This is a genomic window from Ferruginibacter profundus (assembly GCF_054783275.1).
In genome coordinates, this window is sequence record NZ_BAAGQW010000001.1 from 1,633,830 (window position 1) to 1,654,691 (window position 20,862).

Here is a 20,862-nt window from a genome sequence, read left to right on the forward strand (position 1 = left end):
TAAATTCATCGTCTATAGATAAATATGATTCAGTTATCTATTTGCATTGCTATTGCGCTTTACTTACATTTGCTGCTGAATATAGCCAACTAAATGAATTATCAGCAAACGATTGATTATCTCTACCAGCACCTGCCCATGTTCAGCCGCATTGGCGCAGCTGCCTATAAAAAAGATCTACATAATACTATTGCCCTTTGCGATGCATTAGGTAATCCTGAAACAAAATTCAAAAGTATTCATATTGCCGGTACCAATGGCAAGGGAAGTACCAGTCATATGCTTGCGGCCATGTTGCAACAGGCGGGTTATAAAACGGGATTGTACACATCGCCGCACTTAAAAGATTTCAGGGAAAGAATAAAAATAAATGGCACAATGATCGCAGAGGAATTTGTGATTGAATTTGTACAACGCACCAAACTTATTTCAGAAGAGATTGAACCATCATTTTTTGAACTGACTGTTGCCATGGCATTTGAATATTTTGCCCAACAAAAAGTTGATATCGCAATTATTGAAACCGGCCTTGGTGGCAGGTTAGACAGTACCAACGTGATCACTCCCCTGCTATCTGTGATCACCAATATCGGTTACGACCACATGAATATCTTAGGTAACACACTGGAAGAAATTGCGATGGAAAAAGCAGGCATAATAAAACCGGGTGTGCCGGTGGTGATCGGGGAATACCTGGCCGAAACAAAAAATATTTTTATTGCCAAAGCAAGAGAATGCAATGCACCTGTTTATTTTGCACAGGATAAATATATGGTTTCGGACATTGTATCAACTGTGCAGACATTGCAATGCGCCGTTACAGATGTTGAGCATACAATAACAGAACAATTTATATTGGATCTCAACGGCATTTACCAGACTAAAAACCTGTGCACTGTTTTATGTGCCGAAGGTATTATAACACAACAAGGTTTTACTATAAAAAATGAAGCAGAAAAAACTGCCCTTGCCAATACAAAAAAAATAACCGGCCTGCACGGCAGGTGGGATGTGATTGCAGAAAACCCAACCATTGTTTTAGATGTGGCGCATAATGAAGATGGCATCAAACAAATTTTACAACAACTGGCAACAGGCAACAGCCAAACCAAAACACATTTTATTATTGGTATGGTAAAAGATAAAGAAGTAGATAAGGTTTTATCATTATTGCCAACTGATGGCACATATTATTTTACCAATGCTCATATTCCAAGGGCCATGCCGGCACAGGATTTACAAACCAAAGCGGCAACCTTTAACCTGCAGGGAGATTTTTATGATGAGGTAAATAATGCCATTGCTGCTGCAAAAGAAAAAGCTTCAGCTACAGATCTCATCATCGTTTGCGGAAGCGTATTTTTAGTAGGGGAAGTGAATATGCCCGCAGGTCAGGCAAATGCTTCAGACAAGAAATAGCATTGTAACAGACTTTATCTTATTCACGATTCACCCTCACGCCCCTTCATCTATTTTCTGAAAAGCATAATACACACAGGCCATGTGCAGCGACTGAACGATCTCATTATTCAATAACATTTTTCTGAAATCTTCCAGCGGCATTGTTACCAGGTCAATATCTTCGTTGTGATCTAACTTTTGCGCTGCTATTTTTTTTCCTCCCCTGGCCAGGTATAAATAAGTATAATTATCCAGCATTCCGGGGTTGGCTGCAATCTTTCCCAGGTAATCATAACTGGTAAATGCATAGCCCGTCTCTTCCAGTAATTCCCTTGCTATAGCTTTTTGATGGTCTTCGCCGGCATCAATAAAACCACCGGGAATTTCTAAAATGGTTTCGCCTATGGCATGCCGGTACTGCCTTACTAAAACCACTTCATTATCCTCTGTAATGGCCATGGCGCAGGCACTGGGCGGTAATTCCACTACAAAATAAGGGTCCACGATCTGTCCATCGGGTCTTTCACAACGGTCTTCTCTTGCGGTAAAATAAATGTGCCTGCTTAAATATTTAGAAGCTAATAATTTCCACTGCATGATTGTTTTTTGGTTTACTGGTGTATTACTTTACTGGTTTATTAGTTTTACTTCTTGCTGCAAACCCCCAATTAACTAATTAACCAATTAACTATTTAACTAACTCCATTTCATCCTTTCTCTTAAGCTGGTGATATGTGCCACATGATGCCTGCCATGCCATGCATACATACCCAGCAAATGCCACAGGGTCATTTCCTTTTTATGCTCCGGGTGAAAAACAGTTCTCTGTAATTCAGCTGCAGTAATCTCTTTAAGAAAATAATGCCAGCGGCTATGCAAGGCATGCAATAATGTGAGCGAAATATTTATGGGCTGTTCAAGGGAGTCTTTCATTGCTGCCCAGGCCACTTCATCATAAGGCCTGATGGTAGGATTATCTTCGGTAAGGCCTAATTTAAAGCGTGTGTAGGCATTCATATGGCTATCTGCTACATGATGTACTACCTGCTTCACCATCCAGCCACCTTCCCTGTATGGCGTGTTCAATTGCGCCGCATCTAAATTTAAAACGGCATTCTCTAAATGCTGCGGCAAATTTTTTATATCAGTCAGCCATTCCTGCAATTGTTTATCAGAGAACGGTTGTGCTTCGTATTTACCAATGGGGTATCTAAGGTCTTCGCTCATTATACACAAAAATTTTTATTATTAGTTAGAAGCTGGTGCAGCCGGTTTAATTCCTTCCAGTGTCATTTCAAAAATCAATGCAGCACCGGGAGGTATGGCATTGGGGTCTCTCGGGTTTAAATAATAGGCCAGTTCTGTAGGGATGAAAACCCTCCATTTATCTCCCACCCTCATCAGTTGTAAAATTTCCATCCAGCCTTTAATAACGCCGGTAACCAGGAATACGGCCGGTTGCCCACGTTTGTAGGAATTGTCGATCTCACGGCCATCGATAAGCGTACCTACATAATTTACCACCACTGTATCAACCAATGTTGGTTTTAGTGTAGACGTTTCCGGTGCCTTCGTGATCACTTCATACTGCAGCCCGTCTGGCAAGGTAGTTACACCGGGCTTCTTTTTATTGGCATCTAAAAATGCAACACCTTTGGCTATCTCTGCTGCAGATGCTTCTTTAGAAAACGCATCCACCTGCTTCTGCATACAGGCACCCATCTGCTCCACACTCAGCACCGGCTTCTTTCCTTTATACACATCATCAATAGCCATTTGCATAATCACAGGATTGATCTTGCTGATGTTTTGCGATTTCATGTTATTGGCCACATTATACCCGGCTGCATAACTAAAACTATCTACTAAATTTTTAAAAGGGCCTTTTACAACAGCCGATTTTGTTGCAGGCTTTGCTACAACTTTTGGCTTGCTTTGTGCTGCGCCATAAAAAAATAATCCCATTGTTAACATCAATACTAATACCTTATTCATGTACTTTATTTTTTGTTTTTAATTTACTTTATATACTTATTTACTTTACATACTTACTCACTAATCCTCTCTCATTTCCTTGCCGGTAAGATGAATAAACACATCTTCCAGATTAGCTGATTTTACCATCTTAGGCCTTTCAAAACCTGTGGCTACCAGGTCATCGATCATTTTATCAGGAGAATCCAAAGCAATGATCCTGCCTTCGTCCATAATGGCAATGCGGTCGCAAAGCTGTTCCGCTTCATCCATATAATGTGTGGTGATGATAACTGTGGTACCCTTGTCACGGATAGCAATGATAAGGTCCCACAAATTTCTTCTTGCCTGCGGGTCAAGCCCTGTTGTAGGCTCATCCAGGAAAATAATTTTGGGTTTATTAATGAGCGTGGTGGCAATAGAAAAACGTTGCTTTTGCCCGCCACTCATATCCTTAAATTTATTCTTTGCTTTATCTTCCAGGTTTACCATTTTCAACAGTTCCATGGCATTCACCGGCTCATTATACAAACCTCCGAATAAATTGATCAGCTCAATCAAATTCAATCCGGGATAAAAACCGGAAGTTTGTAATTGCACGCCGATGATCTTTTTTATTTCGCCGGGAGATTTATCCAGGTTGAAACCATTTACTATTACTTCGCCACTGGTTTTCTCTTTAAGCGTTTCCATAATTTCCAGCGTGGTGGATTTACCTGCACCATTCGGCCCAAGCAAACCAAAAATTTCACCTTCATACACATCAAAGGAAATACCTTTTACTGCCTGGAAGTTGCCGTAATTTTTGGTAAGATTCTTTACAGAGATCATTGTGCTCATACTTAATAAATTAAAATATCATTTCCATTTTTACATCTGCTGTTTCAAATGGAGAATTGGTTACTGTAACATGATGGAATCCGTATTTTTCATACAAACCCAGTGCAGTAGTTAACTGGCTATTGGAAAACAGTTCCAGTTTCTTTGCTCCTGCCTGCCTTGCTTTTGCAATACATTTTTCAATCAGTAATTTACTGATGCCCTTGCCCTGGTGAGCTTCATCAACCGACATTTTAGCTAATTCAAATACGCCATCGCCTTCTTTAATGATTGCTGCGGTGCCAACGATTTTATCTGCCTCCCTGGCCAGCCAGATGAAGCCCCCGTTTTTAATGATCGTGTTTTCAGGATCGTTCAATATTTCGAGGTCGTGGCTCTCGGTAAGATTATATTTATCCAGCCATTCAATATTCAACCGGTAAAAATCGGGTTGGTATTTATTGTCGTATTCAATAATTGCTATCATACTATCAACACTACGCTGCGGCATACCCGTTAGCTGCTGTTATTCGTTTCCTTTTAAAAATGATTCCAGTTCTTCCATCATCAATTTGCTGCCGGCAAAAAACGGTGTGCGCTGGTGCAATCCGGTTGGCTGCACGTCCAGCATTCTTTGTTTGCCATTGGTGGCAATTCCGCCTGCCACTTCAATGATGAATGCACAGGGGTTACATTCGTACATCACCCTTAATTTGCCTTTGGGTTTATCCAGCACTGCAGGGTACATAAAAATTCCGCCCTTAATTAAATTGCGATGAATGTCGGCTACCATACTTCCTATATAACGTTGCGTATAGGGGCCGCCATTTTCTTTTGTTTTTCTCTGGCATTCATTAATGTATTTTTTTACATTCTCTTCGTACTGGAAAAAATTACCATGATTCACAGAATAAAATTTGCCGGAGTCCGGGCACTTAATATCAGGATGGCTTAAAGTAAATTCACCTATCGATTGATCCAGTGTAAATCCATTTACTCCCCTTCTTGTTGCATACACCATCATGGTAGACGAGCCGTAAATAATATAACCTGCTGCCACCTGTTTAACACCTGGCTGTAAAAAATCTGCTTCGGTAGCAGGCTTGCCCAATTCGCTTACCCGCCTGTACACGCTAAAGATGGTACCTATAGAAACATTTACATCAATATTGCTGCTGCCATCCAGCGGATCGAACAGGCAGACATATTTGCTGGCATTACTTACTTCGTCATCAAATATCACCACATCATCCAGTTCTTCGCTGCCAATACCGGCGCAACTGATTCCATGGCGCAATACCCCTACAAACTGGTTATTGGCAAAAATGTCTAATTTCTTTACTTCTTCGCCTTGCACATTCATCGACCCTGCATCACCTAAAATATCCACCAGCCCGGCTTTATTTACCTCCACATTCACCCTTTTTGCAGCCAACCCGATATCTCTTAATAAACTCGACAGCTCACCTGTGGCTTTAGGAAAATCACGTAACTGCTGAATGGTAAATTCATCCAGTGTCTGTACTCTGCGGTTAATAATCATAATTGTATAACTTGGTTAAATACTAACGGGTTTATTGAGCAAGATTTACGAATTTTGCAAATCTGTTTAACAGGGCTAAATTACAGAATTAACTTAATCAACTACCATAAATGAAGGTTTTTAAATTTGGAGGCGCCAGCATCAACAGCGTGGAAAGAATACAAAATGTAAGCAGGATTTTACAGGCTTACCAGGGCGAAAAAATACTGGTGATCATTTCTGCCATGGGCAAAACCACCAATGCACTGGAAAAAGTGGTGGATGCTTTTTTTGAAGGCCGCAAAGATGATGCCCTGCAATTATTTGAACGGGTAAAAGAGCAGCATTTAACCACGCTTAAATACCTTACTACTTTGCATTGGCAACAGGCCGAAGCGCATTTAAAAGATTTTTTTACAGAAATAGAATGGTTATTGCATGATAAGCCGGTAAGAGCTTATGATTATTACTACGACCAGATCGTTTGCAGTGGTGAACTGATGAGCACTTCCATGATGAGTGATTACCTTAATGAAGCCGGCGTAAAAAATAAATGGATAGATGTAAGGGATATTGTAAGAACCGATGATAATTTTCGTGATGCGGCTATTGACTGGGCCTTTACACAGGAAAAAGTGAATAGTATTGTGGTACCGCTTTTTAATGAGTATGATGTAATTATTACACAGGGATTTATTGGCGCTACCGATGAAAATGAAAGTACCACCTTAGGCAGGGAAGGCAGTGATTACAGTGCTGCAATTTTTGCCAACTTGTTAAATGCCGAAAGCCAGACCATCTGGAAAGATGTGGAAGGTGTGATGAATGCCGACCCTAAAGCATTTCCGGATGCTACATTTTTAGATGCCCTTAGCTATGACGAAGTAATTGAAATGGCTTACTATGGCGCACAGGTGATTCACCCCAAAACAATAAAGCCATTACAGAATAAAAACATTCCCCTGCACGTACGGTGTTTTTTACAACCCGATCTTGCAGGCACTATCATCAGTAATAAACCGGTACATAATTTGCCGCCCGTTATTGTGGTAAAAGATAAACAGGTATTGCTGGAATTAAGTTCTAAAGATTTTTCTTTTGTAGGAGAAGAATATGTAAGCCGTTTGTATGAATTGTTTGCGCAAATAAAAATACGTCCTAACCTAATTCAGAACGGGGCGATAAGTATTTTATGTTGCTTAGATGATAAGCCTGAAAAAATTGAAAAGCTGGCTTTAGCTGCCTCGGAGATTTTTGATGTGCAGGTAAAAAAAGATCTGACCTTACTCACCATACGCCATTATACCAGGGAAAAATTTGATGTATTAACCAAAGGGAAAACAATTTTGCTTACGCAGAGAACAACCGAAACGGTGCAGGCATTAATGCAGAACACCCCTGTAACGCAGGCCTGAAAAATAGTTACTTATTACTAACAGGGTGCCATTCATGTTCAATCCTTGTCATTAGTAAAGCATTGTCGAATTTTACGGAGCCTTTTGGAAAAATAGTTTCATTGTCAAAAAAGCTTGATTGCACATTGCTTACTGCAAGCGGTTTTACTTTCCAGTTATACGTCTCCAGTTTTAAGCCCTCAAACTTTTTACCATTGGGAGAATAACCAACGGCCCCTTTTTCAAAAAAAGCCGAAGCATTTTCAAGCGTTTCAAAAATTGAATTGGGGTCAAATGTATTTACTTCAGTTGCGTCAATAGAAATTTGTGTTGCATCCGAACTGTTGAAAGCTACATGATAGTTTTTATTTTTTTCAATTACATTGAATTTTGCAAAATGATGTTTGCCCGGAAAAATCCTTCCGCCAACAATTGTGTTGAACCTTAATGAAGTGTCCCGTCTTGGAATAAAAACACCTTCTTTAACCTGCCCTTCCTCATCCCACTCTACCGCAATTCTGTGGGCCCCGTTTTCAGAAGAGATACCCATAAAATCCGGGCACCCCTTGGGCCTGATTTTATTAAGCCTGATCAAACAGATGCCTGCAATGGCTTTGTTTTTATAAATTTTAGGCCGAAACGGGAAAGGGATGATTTTTTCTACATCTCCGGGGGTGGCAGTAAAATTGATCAGTATTCTCCGGTCGATGAAGCCATGTATGGTGGGAAGTTTCATATGGCAAACCTGTTATATTGTTACAACTTTAATAGCCACCAGCCTCATAAAATTTTTAATCCACCACATACTCCCCTTTCTTATTCACCAAAATAACCGGGAGTTGTTTTTTCTCTTCAAAAAAATTGAAGGCCTCTTTAAGTTTTGTAGCAAAGTCTATTAATGCGGGCCTGGTCTGTAACGTTTGTGCCAGATACTCTGCCGATTTTTTTACATTGTATCTTACAGGAAAAACATGCACCGGTATAAAATCCTGGCCGCTTGATTTTACATGCGTGGCAATGATATACAATTCTTCAATGGGTTCATCGCTGATAGGGATACAACCGGTAGAAACGCAATTACCATGAATATAGATGGCATTACCGGGATGCAATGAATCGCTTAAGATTTTATCTGATGCATTGGGATAATTTAATCCTAAGGCCAGGTGATAATTACTGTTGGGATTAAATTCGTTGATATAATAAAAACCTTCGGGCACCTGGTAATCTCCCTGCATGCGCTTGGGGCCCATGGTGCCGCTTTGCATACATATCTTATACGTCTTAAAAAGTTTGAATGGTTCTTTCGCATTGCCTTTAACCCACACTTCCAGTTGCCTGTCGTACTTAAACGACCGGATATACATGGCTTGTGGCGGCCAGGTGAGTTTCTTTTCGTCAAACTGTTTTATTAAAGAATCTTCCATGCCGGAAAATATCCCGGAAAGTTTAACCGAACTTTTTTGAATATCAACAAATGAATTTTGAGAACAGGCAACACCCCCAATGAAGAAAAAGGGCAGGATAATAAATATGGTTTTTACAAACAGATGCTTCATTAAAAACAATTGGAGTTAAAACTTTGAACGTAAAAGTAAAAAAAAAATGATGCTTTATTTGTTAAAAAAAGCCACAATGTGGAAAACCCTGCAAACTCAGGTGGTTTCCCCATGATCTGACGCCCTCGTCTGACCATGTGATTTACAAATTTCCCCTTGCATCCTGCTCTCTTTCCAATGCTTCAAACAAAGCCTTAAAATTGCCTTTACCAAAACTTTTGGCGCCTTTGCGCTGTATGATCTCGAAAAATAATGTAGGCCTGTCTTCCAGCGGCTTACTGAAGATCTGTAACAAATAACCTTCGTCATCCCGGTCAATCAATATGCCCAGTTTTTGCAGTGGCGCAAGGTCTTCATCAATTTTGCCCACCCTGTCTAAAACAGTGTTGTAATAACTTTCGGGTATACTCAAAAATTCCACGCCACGGTTTTGTAATTCGCTTACTGTGGCAACAATATCATTAGTAGCAATGGCCACATGTTGCACGCCTTCTCCGTTATAAAATTCCAGATACTCTTCTACCTGGCTTTTCTTTTTTCCTTCAGCAGGTTCATTAATAGGAAATTTCACATAGCCATTACCATTACTCATCACCTTACTCATCAGTGCCGAGTATTCGGTAGAAATATCGTTGTCATCAAAACTTAAAATATTTTTAAAGCCCATCACATCCTCGTAAAATTTTACCCAGGGGTTCATCTGGTTCCAGCCCACATTGCCTACACAATGATCCACATATAACAAACCTGTTGGTGCAGGATTATAATTCGATTTCCATTCCCTGAAGCCCGGCATAAACGGGCCGGTATAATTTTTTCTTTCTACAAAAATATGTACCGTTTCTCCATAGGTATGAATGCCACTTAACACCACTTCTCCATTATCATCCTTTAAAGTAGTGGGTGGCAAATACGACCGGCCACCACGTTTGGTGGTTTCATGCCAGGCGCTGGTGGCATCTTCTACTTTTAATGCCAGTACTTTTACACCATCACCATGCAGGTAAATATGATTGGCCATATCATTACCGGTTTTTAAGGGCGTGGTTAACACAAACGTGAGTTTATTCTGGCGGATCACATAACTCACTTTATCCTTTACCCCCGTTTCAGGCCCTGCATAAGCCAGGCTCTGAAAGCCAAAAGCCGTTTTATAAAAATGTGCCGCCTGTTTGGCATTGCCAACATAAAATTCTACATAATCAGTTCCCTGGAGTGGTAAGAAATCGGTAGTTAAACTAACAGGAGCCTGGGGTTGTATAGTGGTTGTTTGCATTGTTTTAATTTGAGATGAAAAATGGGTCCGCAGAAAACACCGGAGCCGCAGAAAAATTTCAGCTGATCTGCGACATCAGCGTTACCTGCGGTAGATAATCAAATTAAAGTACCGAATCCATGGCAAGGGCCAGCATCAATAAAGAATAATTGTTGCGCCTGTCTGCAAATAATTTATGTGGATAATCCGGTTGCATATTTTAATCAAAGATAAATTGCTTTTTTGATAATACTGTTTTAAATAATCACCACATTTTAAATGGTATACCACTTTTGTGGTATTGCAGATTTTATAAATGTTAGTTATCTTTCAGATACAGTGCTATACAACTGCCCCTTCCTCTGCCATCCACTATTAACAGCTTTAAACAAACTATACAATATCATTTTATGCCCTACATAAACGACGTCTTTATTTCCTATAAAAGAGGAAAAATAAATGAGCAATGGCTCAATGAAATATTCCTGCCGCTTTTTTCGGAATACCTGAATAACGAATTGCCATTTGAACCAAAGATTTTTGTAGACAGATCAGGCTTAACTCCCGGCGTAAATTTCAATGATGAATTGTTTGTTAACCTGCTGTATTCCAAATGTATCGTATCCATCTGGTCGCCGCCGTACTTCAGGCGGTCCGACTGGTGTGTTAAGGAATTTCTTACCATGAAACACCGGCAGGAAGTACTGGAACTGAGTCCCTTAACCGATCCCAAAACCCTTATCTGGTCAGTATTGTATCGTGAGGTAGTACCGATACCGGAATTGGCTGATGGGCTGTCCTATCTTGATTATACCGATTTTAACCTGGTGGGGGATGCATTTTTTAAAACGGAGAAATACCTGGCCATCCAGGAAAAAATGAAGAAGGATATTAAAACTATCGCCGCCATCATAACCAAGGCTCCGGCATTAAAACCCGAATGGGAAACCATAGAAGGCAGAAAGCAGATCGTAAATGAGCTGAATGAGTATTTTAAAAAGTACAATCTTGAAAATGAGTTAAAACAAGAACCCATCACATGGCAAGTAAAATAATTACTTTTTATTCTTACAAAGGAGGCGTTGGCCGCTCCATGGCCATGGCCAATATTGCTGTATTGCTGGCACAATGGGGGCATAAAACATTGATCATCGATTGGGACCTGGAAGCACCCGGCCTGGAAAATTTTTATAGCAAGTACATCGATCCGAAATTGGCACGAAAAAAATGCGGGTTGATAGACCTGCTGAATTTAAAACAGACCAACCCGGAGATACAACCGGCATCCATCAACTGGGACGATTACCTTACCCACATAAGAATTGGTAAAGGCATCGACCTGGATATGATCACTGCCGGCAAAAATGATGATGACTTTATCAGGAACGTAAAACAATTTGATTATAATAATTTTTACCAGAATGCCGATGGCGGGCAATACCTGGAAGACCTTAGGGATGTATGGCTGGACAATTATGATTTTGTATTGATCGATAGCAGAACAGGATTAACTGACAGCAGCGGCATTTGCTCGATACACATGCCCGATATACTGGTATTGTTATTTACACCCAACGAACAAAGTTTTAATGGTATCAAAAGTGTAGCCGCAAAAGCTATACTGGGCCAGAAGCAGATCATTTACGACAGGTTTAAATTAAGAACCTTACCGGTACCCAGCAGGATAGAAAACCAGGAGACGGCATTGCTGGATGAATGGATGACAAAAATATACAACAACTCCGATGAGATGCTGGAATGGTTGCCCAAAAAAGGAGAAAGCCTTACCGAACACCTGGTAACCCCTGCACAATTACTGGGCCTGATAAAGATCCCTTATAAAACCTATTATGCCTATGGAGAAAAACTGGCTGTACAGTCAAGGGGTACCAGCGATCCGCAGGATATTGGTTACTCTTACGAAACACTGGCCGCTGTTTTGGCCAACGATTTTCAAAATATCGATCTGCTGATAAATTCAAGAGATTCTTACGTAAAAAAAGCAAAGGGAGAAGATTTTACTGATGACAGCGCATTCAGAAAAAAAATAGACCAGGAAAAAGAAGAAAAACAAAAACTACAGGAACAACTCTCCATCAAAGAAAAACAATCCAGGAAAAGAAGTATCATCTACAGGCTGGTGGTGGTGTCTTTATTACTGGGCATTGCGGCATTGTTCTATTTTTCTCTGACCAATAACAAAATTGTGGTGGCAGATCCAACGCTATCGGATTCTTTACAACTAAAAGAAGATTACCTGAACCTGAAAAAATTGTACTACGGCGATTCCACTAATCAATACGACCCTGCTTTTAATATTACGATGTTGAAAAGATATTACCAGCTTGCAAAAAATTACCAGGATAGTGCTGTTGCAATAAAAAACAGTATCGAAACGATCATAGCCTATAAATTCACTGATGTTGTTCGCAACTATTACAAAGCGTTGCCCCAGCCTGCATTTAAAGCTGCTGATTTTTTTGCTGATACCATCAGCGCATTTGGCACTTTAAAATCAACAACACCGGCAGTGATACAAACAAAAACAGATTCGATAAAGCTCTTAAAAAAGATCACCAACGCCATTGAAGATTCCGGTGCCATTACCGTTGCCAGTGATTCGCTCGGTTTTTATATCCGCTTTATAGAAAAAGGCAATTACTTAATTGATACCAAAGAAGAATATAAGAATATGGAGAATGCTGTTACGGCATTGGTATCTTATGATTATAAAATAGTTTCTTTTACCTATACGCCGCTCAAAGGCACGCCTGTATTATCCGGCGGGCAAAAAACGGTGATCGAAATTTTTCTTTGCCAATCCGGCGAAAAAATACCCGGTAAAAAAGCTGCCGATATTATTAATGCGCTGCAAAAAACAGATCAGTATACCATTTATACCCGTAACAATTTTAAAATGTCTTCAGATACCACTTCGCCTTACTATATCACCGAAAACCAGGTGCGGTACAATGGAGATGATGAGTATAAGATTGCAAAGCATATACAAGCCATCATTAACAATACAGCTGATATTAAAACCGAGCTGGTAGTGGCCAGAACACCTACTAAAAACTACCTGAGCGTTTTTATCTGCTTTGCAAAACCACAGCCGGCAGTTAACCCGAGGCAGCAGGTACTACTTAAGGCTAAAAAATATTAGGGCATACTGCACCCGAAATTAATTTTATCAAACATTTTTTGCAGTCCCTTATCTTTGCCACTATGCAAAAAGTTGGAATTTTAGGCGGAGGCCAGCTGGGCCGCATGCTGTTACAAGCCGCAGCAAATTACCCTGTTGAAACATTTGTAATGGAAAGCGATGCCTCCTGCCCCGCTGCCCATCTCTGCCATCATTTTACACAAGGCGATATCAGGAATTTTGACGACGTTTATAATTTTGGCAAAGGCCTGGATGCCATTACCATTGAAATAGAAAGTGTAAATGAAGCCGCACTGGAAAAATTAGAAAGCGAAGGTGTAAGGGTATATCCAAAACCATCTGCCTTAAGGATCATTAAAAATAAAATTTTGCAAAAGCAGTTTTATAAAGACAATGAAATTCCTACCAGTGAATTTGTGATCACCCAAAACAAAACTGACCTGCAACAGCACAGTAACTTTTTACCGGCGGCGCATAAAATAGGCATGGGTGGTTACGATGGCCGTGGCGTGGAATTGATGAAAAAAAGCGATGATTTTGCAAAAGGTTTTGATGCGCCTTCTGTTTTAGAAAAACTGGTAAGTATAAAAAAAGAGATCGCTGTTATTATTGCCGTAAATGATAAAGGCGAAAATGCTTTATACCCTCCGGTAGATATGGTTTTTGATACCCGTTTAAACTTACTCGACTACCAGATAAGCCCTGCCGATCTTCCTGAAAAAGTGTTGTGGAAAGCAGAAGCCATTGCGTTAAAAGTGGTGAAGGATTTAAAGAGCCCGGGCATTTTTGCCGTGGAATTATTTGTTGATCTTGATAACAATGTTTTAGTGAATGAAACCGCACCAAGGGTACATAATAGCGGCCATCATACCATTGAAGCCAACTACAGCAGCCAGTTTGATATGCTTTGGCGCATCATGCTTAACTATCCTTTAGGCAATACCGATCATATTTTACCGGCAGCTATTGTGAATTTATTAGGTGCAGAAGGCTTTAGCGGTGAAGCGTATTACGAAGGCTTAAATGAAATATTGCAGATAGATAATGTGTTTGTACATATCTACGGAAAAAAAGAAACCAGGCCGGGCAGAAAAATGGGCCACATAACTATTCTCAGTAAAGAAAAACAGGAACTGATTCACCAGGCCAACAGGATAAAGGCAGGGTTGAAAGTGATAAGTAAGTAAAAGTAAACAAGGTAAATAAAGTACTGCATTTTTCTGTTACAGCAGCACAACAGCGATATCTGCGGGCAAATTACAAGCTCAATATATTCGCCAAACGCTTTAATTCTATCTCTGCGGCTTTAGCAGCATAATTTAAATTCACCAATCTGTAACCGGATTCTTCAAAACTTTGCTGTGCATTTTTAAGATCTACAATGGTTGCAATTTTTGCCTGGAAACGTTTGAATACCACATCCACCAATTTTAAAGAGATATCGTAATTCTGTTCTTCTGTTTGCAATTGCTTTAATGCAGAAGCATAGGATTGGTATGATTTTACCACCTGTGCGCTGTAATCTCTCATTAATATATCTTTTGCAATGCCGGCATTTTTCACATTTAGTGCTGCCACCTGCTGTTGCCGTTTATATACAGAGCCGTTATAAATAGGAATGCCAACGCTTATACCAACAGAAGGTCCATAATTCTGGTTCAGCAATACCTGCCCTGCTGCCGCCTGGTTACGGCTGAAATTAAAACCTGTAGTGGCACGTATGGAAGGATAACGCAACGCTGCAGTTTCCTTTACAATAAATTCGTTGATCTTCACCTGGTCGGCAGCGGCAAGAATATCGGCGTTTTTATTCAGGCTGTTTAAAATAACATCCAGGTTCACTGATCTATCTACAATTATCGTGTCTTCGATAGCGATAGTACTATCTGCTTTTAACGTAAGCTGCCGCAGTAATTCTGTTTTTGCCTGGTCTACAATAACCTGTTGGGATTGTTTGGCCTGCAGCAATGCATTCAGGTCGGACTGTGCCTGGAAGAGATCTGCATTATTGGCAAGGCCCACACTCTGCCGTATTTGTACAATAGATAGTTTCTGCTGTGCAATATCAATGGAACGGTCGATAGTTTTCATGTAACTCTGCTGCCTTACAATATCGTAATAGCCGGTCATTACATCTGCCATTATATTCTGTATCCTGGAATTAAGCTGCAACCGGCTTTGCTTTTCCAACTGTGCTAACCTGCTTTTAGCAGCTACTACCCTGTTGCCGTTATACAATAATATACTTCCCGTAACTCCAACTACAAGGGCATTGGTAGAGGCACCGTTGCGCTGTATCTGCGTTCCGGTATTTAATTTCTGGTTGATATTTGATACCTGTTCATTATCACTCAGGTTTGCAGTAACCAAGGGTAATCCGCCGGCAACACCATAATTATTAAAAATGCTGTTGGCTTCCAAAGTATTTTTTGAAAGCTGCAGGTCAAGGCTGTTCTTCAATGAAATATTTACGGCATCAGGTAGCTTAAGCACTCCCTGTGCTTGGGTATAAAAAACTGTGGTCAATAAAAAAATAAATACAACTCCCTGTTTCATATTGGTCTTTAAATATCAGTATTGGTTTGGCTATCTTCCGGCGCCGGCGCAATTACAGTTGCCGCTGTTGCAGGTACAGTATCCGCTTGCACTTTATGCTTGCCTGCAAGAAATATGTACATGGCCGGTATAATGAACAAAGTTAAGATCAGCGAAAAAAGTATACCACCTACCACCACTATACCCAACGGTACCCGGCTTGCAGATGATGCACCTAAACTTAATGCAATAGGCAATGCGCCTAATGATGTTGCCAGGCTCGTCATTAAAATAGGGCGTAACCTTTGTTCAGCTGCCATAAGTATCGCTTCTTTTTTGGTAAACCCTTCCTCTCCTTTTTTATTGGCAAACTCAACAATTAAAATGCCATTCTTTGTTACAAGGCCTATCAGCATGATCATACCTATTTCAGAGAATATATTTAATGTTTGTCCGAATAGCCACAAACTTAACAAAGCACCAGCAAACGCCAGCGGCACTGTAAGGATGATTATTAAAGGATCGACAAAACTTTCAAACTGTGCAGCCAATATTAAATAGATCAGCATCAGCGCCAGGGCAAAAGCAAAAGCTATATTAGAAGAACTTTCTGCATAATCACGTGAAGGGCCGCTTAAAGAGGTTTGAAAACTCTCGTCTAATAATTTTTTATTGATGGCATCCATGGCTTTTACACCATCCCCAATGGTATACCCATCTGCCAATGCCGCCGAAATGGTTGCTGCTTTATACCTGTTGTAGTGATAAAGCGTGGCCGGGCTGCTGCTTTCCTGTACATTAACAACAGCGCTTATCGGTATTTGCTGCCCTTTATTATTTCGTACATACAACTTCGTTATATCGTCTGGTGCAGACCGGTCGCTTCTGTCCACCTGTGCAATTACAGAATACTGAAACCCGTTTTGTATATAATACGCCAACCGGCCACCACTGAAAGCAGATTGCAATGCAGCTATTACATCTTGTGACGATAAGCCCAGGTCTTTCACTTTCATCCTGTCCAGCGTAAGCTCTATCTGCGGCTTATTAAATTTAAGGTTCACATCTACCGAAGCAAATGTTTTATCCTTCCTGGCTTCCTCCAGGAATCTGGGTACTATTTCCTTTAACTTTTCAAAATCCTGGTTTTGCAACACATACTGCACAGGCAAACTACCCCTTGAACCGGCTCCTACTGCAATGGTTTGTTCCTGAACGGCAGATATACGGGCTTCGTTAAAACGTATCAATTTCTTTTGCAGGTCACTGGCAATTTCCGACTGGCTTCTGTTTCTTTCTTTAGGGTCTGTCAGTCCCAGCCTTGGCTGTGTGCTGTTAATAGCCTGTGCCGGCGTACGTGCAAATACAAATGCCCTTTCCGGTACAGAATCATACAGGTAGTTGCTTACATTGTCTGCTATCTGCTGCATTTTGCTGTAACTGGTTCCTTCTGCTGCTGTAACAGTAAAACGAATACTGCTCCTGTCTTCCAGTGGGGCTATCTCGCTTTTTAAATTAGAGCCGAAAAAAAATATCATTACAAGACACACGCCAAGAATTACTTTTGCCATCCATTTCACTTTTAAAAATCCACCCAGCCAGCGTTTGTATCCATTTTCCATTCCGGTAAAGAATGGCTCCGTTTTCATGTAGAATTTTCCATGGCCTGCTGTTTTTCGGCTAAGCACCACATTTAGTACAGGTGTAATGGTAAGAGAAACTAAAGCAGAAATTAAAACCGCTGCTGCCAGCGTTACACCAAACTCCCTGAATAGCCTTCCAATAAAACCTTCTAAAAATATTACCGGTAAAAACACTATCGCCAATGTGATAGAAGTAGAAATTACCGCAAAGAAAATCTCTTTACTTCCTTCAACAGCAGCCTGCCTTATCGGCATGCCTTTTTCAAACTTGCTGAAAATATTTTCTGTTACCACAATACCATCATCCACCACCAAACCCGTAGCCAGCACAATACCCAGCAGCGTTAATACATTGATAGAGAAACCTGAAATATACATGATGAAAAAAGTAGCCACCAAAGAAATAGGGATATCTATCAAAGGACGGATGGCGATAAGCCAATCCCTGAAAAAGAAAAATATTACCAGTACTACTAACGAAAAAGATATGATCAGGGTTTCTTCTACTTCTGCAATGGATTTACGGATATTAATTGTATTATCCAGTAACACATTCATTTCAATATCCGACTTATTGGCTTTTTTTATCGCCTCCAGTTTTTTATTAAAATCATTGGCTATCTGGATATTATTGGCGCCGGGTTGCGGTATCAATACAATACCCACCGCATTTACACCATTATATTTCCAGGCCTGTTCTAAAGTTTCCGGGCCAATCTCTACCCTGGCCACATCACTTAACCTTACAATGCCCGTAGCATCTTCCTTAATGATCAGGTTTTGAAAATCTTTTTCTGTACTCAGCCTGCCCAGGGTTTTAATGGTAAGCTCGGTATTATTTCCGTATATCTTTCCCGGCGGCAGATCAATATTCTCATTATTAAGCGAAGTACGTATATCCGAAAACGTTACCCCCTGTGCATTCATTTTATCCGGGTCTATCCATATCCGCATGGCATAACGTTTTTGCCCGAATATATTTACCGAGCTTACGTCTTTAATGGTTTGAAACTGTTGCTGCAGAACATTTTCTGCATAATCGCTCAGTTCCAGCAAGCCCTTGGTGCGGCTTTGTACCGCCAGTATCAAAATAAAATCGCTGTTGGCATCTGATTTGGTTACCACCGGCGGCGCATCAATATCCTGTGGTAAACTTCTGCTGGCCTGCCCCACTTTATCTCTCACATCACTTGCCGCTGCTTCAAGGTCTACCCCCAGTTCAAACTCTACCGATATATTGCTGTTGCCTAAACTACTTGATGACGTAATGGTTTTGATACCGGGAATACCATTGATCTGCTTTTCCAGTGGTTCTGTTATCTGGCTCTCTATCAGGTCGGGGTTGGCGCCTGTATAAGAAGTGCTGATATTAATGATGGCCGGATCGATAGCAGGATAATCTCTTATCGCTAAAAAAGTGTAGCCCACCACACCAAACAGGATGATCATCAGGTTCATCACCGTAGCAAATACGGGGCGCTTTAAAGAAAATTCAGAAATATTCATGCCTTGAACGGGGTCTGCTTTTATTGTACAACTGCTGAAAAAAAAAAAAAAAAAAAATGATGTTACACCATTAAAGCCCCTGGTTACCTTCTGCTGTTTTATTCAGGTCTTCCAGTTTCTTTACACTTCTTACTTTTAAAACACTTTTAGGCCTTGCAAACAACACCCCTGTAACAACAATAGAATCGCCGGGTTCCACACCTTTCACAATTTCCACTGTGTTGGCTTCCCTTATACCTGTTGTTACATTTACAAAATTTGCTTTGCCATTTTTCACCAGTATCACCTGGTTATTTTTATCATCAGGAATCAGGCAGTTGGTAGGCACTTTAATAGAAGACCTGCTTTTGCCTGCATCGATATACACTTTTACAAATGCCCCGGGATTAGAGCTTCCCTCTTTTAATACCGCCCTTACTTTTAAATTGCGGGTATCGGTATTGGCACCCGGCTCAACAGCGATGATCAGTGCTTTGCTTTTTTCTTTGGTAGCCGCATCTAATTCCACATCCACCGTGGCACCGGTTTTTATGATATTGCTATACATTTCCGGTAAAGTGAAGTCTATTTTAACCTGTTTTGTTTGTTGCAGTGTTGCAATCACCGTTGCAGGTGTTACATACGCACCCGGGCTTACCTGCCTGAGGCCGCCAATACCACTGAAAGGTGCCCTGATAACCGTTTTATCTATCAAAGCCTGTGTGTAAACGATATCTGCTTTATAGCCGTTTACCTGGTTCACCACCGCATCATAATCAGCCTGGTTAATGCCGTTGATATCTAATAAAGGTTTGTATCGTTCAACCGTTTTTTCTGCCAGCTGCAACTGCACTTTGGTTTTACCAATTTGTGCCCGCAGGTCGGCATCATTTACACGGGCAATTACTGTGCCCTGTGCAATTGGCTTGCCTTCTGCTAAATTCAGGTAGGTAAGCCTGCCGCTAACTTCAGGATGTAACTCCACAAACTCCTGCGCTATTACGGTACCATTGGCTTCCACAATATTGGTAATGGGTTGCGGCTGGCCAATGATCACATCCACCACCACAGGAGGTGTTTCTTTAGGTGCTGTTTTAGCAGCATTGGTCTTGCCTTTGCAGGCCGGAAAAATAATCACTGAAAAAAGCAGGGGAAGAAAAAAAATTGCTGATCTGTTTAAACGCTGCATTATAAAACTTTATAGAATAAATGTAACATCAAATATAGGTAGTTTTTAGCTTGAACACCTGCCGCTTATACAAATACAGGTTATTCAAAAGTTAACTTATACCCCATCTTTTAATAAAACACAGTCGCAATTAAAAGCTAATTAAACAACCATTAAAAGCGTATTAAAATAAACCATTTGTTATTTTTCCTTTTCTTTGCGTAAATTTTAAAATATGAATCCACTTGTAGGAATAATAATGGGCAGCGAAAGCGATTTAGACATCATGAAAGGAGCTGCCGAAATGCTGCGCCAATTTGAAGTAGAACCGGAGTTAACCATCGTATCTGCACACCGCACCCCCGAACGCTTACGGGAGTATGCACAGCAGGCCAAAGCCCGTGGTATAAAAGTAATCATCTGTGGCGCCGGTGGTGCTGCACATTTACCGGGCATGGTAGCGGCCAATACTATTTTACCGGTTATTGGTGTGCCTGTAAAATCCAGTAACAGTATCGATGGCTGGGATTCTGTTTTATCTATTTTACAAATGCCTTATGGCGTACCTGTTGCAACTGTTGCATTGAACGGCGCCAAAAACGCCGGTATATTAGCCGCACAAATTTTAGCCCTGCATGATACTTCTATCGCCGGCAAATTAGAAGCTTATAAAGAATACCAGGACGATATCGTAATGGAAAGCGTGAAGAATGTGAAGAGCATGGGATTCAGGAATGAGTTTGATCGGTAATTTAGGGGTTTAGAGGTTTAGGAGTTTAGAGGTTTAGGAGTTTAGAGGTTTAGGAGTTTAGGTTGAGTATTTGTAATACTACCGGCAGTTGTGTTAATTTGATCCCGATTTTCGGGAATCACTTGTGCGAATACCATTGGTGAACTTTTATTGATGCGAAGAAGTTTCTGTATTAATTGATTTACTTTATACG

At 40.6% G+C, this 20,862-nt stretch carries 18 protein-coding genes; 6 read left to right on the plus strand and 12 right to left on the minus strand.

Annotation, left to right across the window (positions count from 1 at the left end; translation table 11 throughout):
* The first annotated feature begins 93 nt into the window (after positions 1 to 93).
* Positions 94 to 1,419: a bifunctional folylpolyglutamate synthase/dihydrofolate synthase gene (locus tag ACYVM0_RS06920; RefSeq protein WP_460554510.1), complete on the plus strand. Its 1,326-nt coding sequence runs from the start codon at positions 94 to 96 to the stop codon at positions 1,417 to 1,419.
* A 36-nt stretch (positions 1,420 to 1,455) separates the two neighbouring features.
* Here ACYVM0_RS06920 and ACYVM0_RS06925 read toward each other — a convergent pair whose 3' ends face one another.
* The 6 genes from ACYVM0_RS06925 to fbp all read right to left on the minus strand — a co-directional run bounded on the left by ACYVM0_RS06925 (position 1,456) and on the right by fbp (position 5,737).
* Positions 1,456 to 1,998, minus strand: a complete 543-nt coding sequence (locus ACYVM0_RS06925; protein WP_460554512.1) for an NUDIX hydrolase — start codon at positions 1,996 to 1,998, stop codon at positions 1,456 to 1,458.
* Positions 1,999 to 2,097: 99 nt separating this feature from the next.
* Positions 2,098 to 2,628, minus strand: coding sequence for a metal-dependent hydrolase (locus ACYVM0_RS06930; protein WP_460554514.1), 531 nt, complete (start codon positions 2,626 to 2,628; stop codon positions 2,098 to 2,100).
* A gap of 21 nt (positions 2,629 to 2,649) precedes the next feature.
* Positions 2,650 to 3,396: a peptidylprolyl isomerase gene (locus ACYVM0_RS06935; RefSeq protein ID WP_460554516.1), complete on the minus strand. Its 747-nt coding sequence runs from the start codon at positions 3,394 to 3,396 to the stop codon at positions 2,650 to 2,652.
* Positions 3,397 to 3,456: 60 nt separating this feature from the next.
* Positions 3,457 to 4,215: an ABC transporter ATP-binding protein gene (locus tag ACYVM0_RS06940; protein WP_460554518.1), complete on the minus strand. Its 759-nt coding sequence runs from the start codon at positions 4,213 to 4,215 to the stop codon at positions 3,457 to 3,459.
* A 10-nt stretch (positions 4,216 to 4,225) separates the two neighbouring features.
* Positions 4,226 to 4,705 carry a GNAT family N-acetyltransferase gene (locus ACYVM0_RS06945; RefSeq protein WP_460554520.1) on the minus strand — a complete coding sequence of 160 codons (480 nt, stop codon included), beginning with the start codon at positions 4,703 to 4,705 and terminating at the stop codon, positions 4,226 to 4,228.
* A 15-nt stretch (positions 4,706 to 4,720) separates the two neighbouring features.
* Positions 4,721 to 5,737: a class 1 fructose-bisphosphatase gene (gene fbp, locus ACYVM0_RS06950; protein WP_460554522.1), complete on the minus strand. Its 1,017-nt coding sequence runs from the start codon at positions 5,735 to 5,737 to the stop codon at positions 4,721 to 4,723.
* Positions 5,738 to 5,847: 110 nt separating this feature from the next.
* Between fbp and ACYVM0_RS06955 the strand changes: the two genes are divergently transcribed.
* On the plus strand, positions 5,848 to 7,131 hold the full coding sequence (locus ACYVM0_RS06955) for an aspartate kinase (protein WP_460554524.1): 1,284 nt from the start codon (positions 5,848 to 5,850) through the stop codon (positions 7,129 to 7,131).
* Positions 7,132 to 7,138: 7 nt separating this feature from the next.
* Here ACYVM0_RS06955 and ACYVM0_RS06960 read toward each other — a convergent pair whose 3' ends face one another.
* From ACYVM0_RS06960 to hppD, 3 genes are all read right to left on the minus strand, one after another.
* Positions 7,139 to 7,846 (minus strand): DUF2071 domain-containing protein, encoded by a 708-nt coding sequence (locus ACYVM0_RS06960; RefSeq protein ID WP_460554527.1) that lies wholly within the window; start codon positions 7,844 to 7,846, stop codon positions 7,139 to 7,141.
* 55 nt (positions 7,847 to 7,901) lie between these two features.
* Positions 7,902 to 8,669, minus strand: coding sequence for a L,D-transpeptidase family protein (locus ACYVM0_RS06965; protein WP_460554530.1), 768 nt, complete (start codon positions 8,667 to 8,669; stop codon positions 7,902 to 7,904).
* 142 nt (positions 8,670 to 8,811) lie between these two features.
* A complete protein-coding gene (gene hppD, locus ACYVM0_RS06970; RefSeq protein WP_460554533.1) occupies positions 8,812 to 9,945 on the minus strand; it encodes a 4-hydroxyphenylpyruvate dioxygenase family protein in 1,134 nt (377 codons plus the stop codon).
* A 389-nt stretch (positions 9,946 to 10,334) separates the two neighbouring features.
* On the opposite strand from hppD, the gene ACYVM0_RS06975 reads away from it, so the two are divergent.
* The 3 genes from ACYVM0_RS06975 to ACYVM0_RS06985 all read left to right on the plus strand — a co-directional run bounded on the left by ACYVM0_RS06975 (position 10,335) and on the right by ACYVM0_RS06985 (position 14,274).
* On the plus strand, positions 10,335 to 10,979 hold the full coding sequence (locus ACYVM0_RS06975) for a toll/interleukin-1 receptor domain-containing protein (protein ID WP_460554535.1): 645 nt from the start codon (positions 10,335 to 10,337) through the stop codon (positions 10,977 to 10,979).
* Positions 10,964 to 13,087 (plus strand): tyrosine-protein kinase family protein, encoded by a 2,124-nt coding sequence (locus ACYVM0_RS06980; RefSeq protein WP_460554538.1) that lies wholly within the window; start codon positions 10,964 to 10,966, stop codon positions 13,085 to 13,087. The genes ACYVM0_RS06975 and ACYVM0_RS06980 overlap by 16 nt, the downstream gene beginning before the upstream one ends.
* 62 nt (positions 13,088 to 13,149) lie before the next feature.
* Positions 13,150 to 14,274, plus strand: coding sequence for a 5-(carboxyamino)imidazole ribonucleotide synthase (locus ACYVM0_RS06985; protein ID WP_460554540.1), 1,125 nt, complete (start codon positions 13,150 to 13,152; stop codon positions 14,272 to 14,274).
* Between the two features lie 70 nt (positions 14,275 to 14,344).
* Here ACYVM0_RS06985 and ACYVM0_RS06990 read toward each other — a convergent pair whose 3' ends face one another.
* From ACYVM0_RS06990 to ACYVM0_RS07000, 3 genes are all read right to left on the minus strand, one after another.
* On the minus strand, positions 14,345 to 15,643 hold the full coding sequence (locus ACYVM0_RS06990; protein WP_460554543.1) for a TolC family protein: 1,299 nt from the start codon (positions 15,641 to 15,643) through the stop codon (positions 14,345 to 14,347).
* 8 nt (positions 15,644 to 15,651) lie between these two features.
* Complete coding sequence (locus ACYVM0_RS06995; protein ID WP_460554546.1) at positions 15,652 to 18,771, minus strand: efflux RND transporter permease subunit; 3,120 nt, start codon at positions 18,769 to 18,771, stop codon at positions 15,652 to 15,654.
* A 70-nt stretch (positions 18,772 to 18,841) separates the two neighbouring features.
* On the minus strand, positions 18,842 to 19,939 hold the full coding sequence (locus ACYVM0_RS07000; protein WP_460554549.1) for an efflux RND transporter periplasmic adaptor subunit: 1,098 nt from the start codon (positions 19,937 to 19,939) through the stop codon (positions 18,842 to 18,844).
* A 214-nt stretch (positions 19,940 to 20,153) separates the two neighbouring features.
* On the opposite strand from ACYVM0_RS07000, the gene purE reads away from it, so the two are divergent.
* Positions 20,154 to 20,669, plus strand: a complete 516-nt coding sequence (gene purE, locus ACYVM0_RS07005; RefSeq protein WP_460554552.1) for a 5-(carboxyamino)imidazole ribonucleotide mutase — start codon at positions 20,154 to 20,156, stop codon at positions 20,667 to 20,669.
* Positions 20,670 to 20,862: the final 193 nt, after the last annotated feature.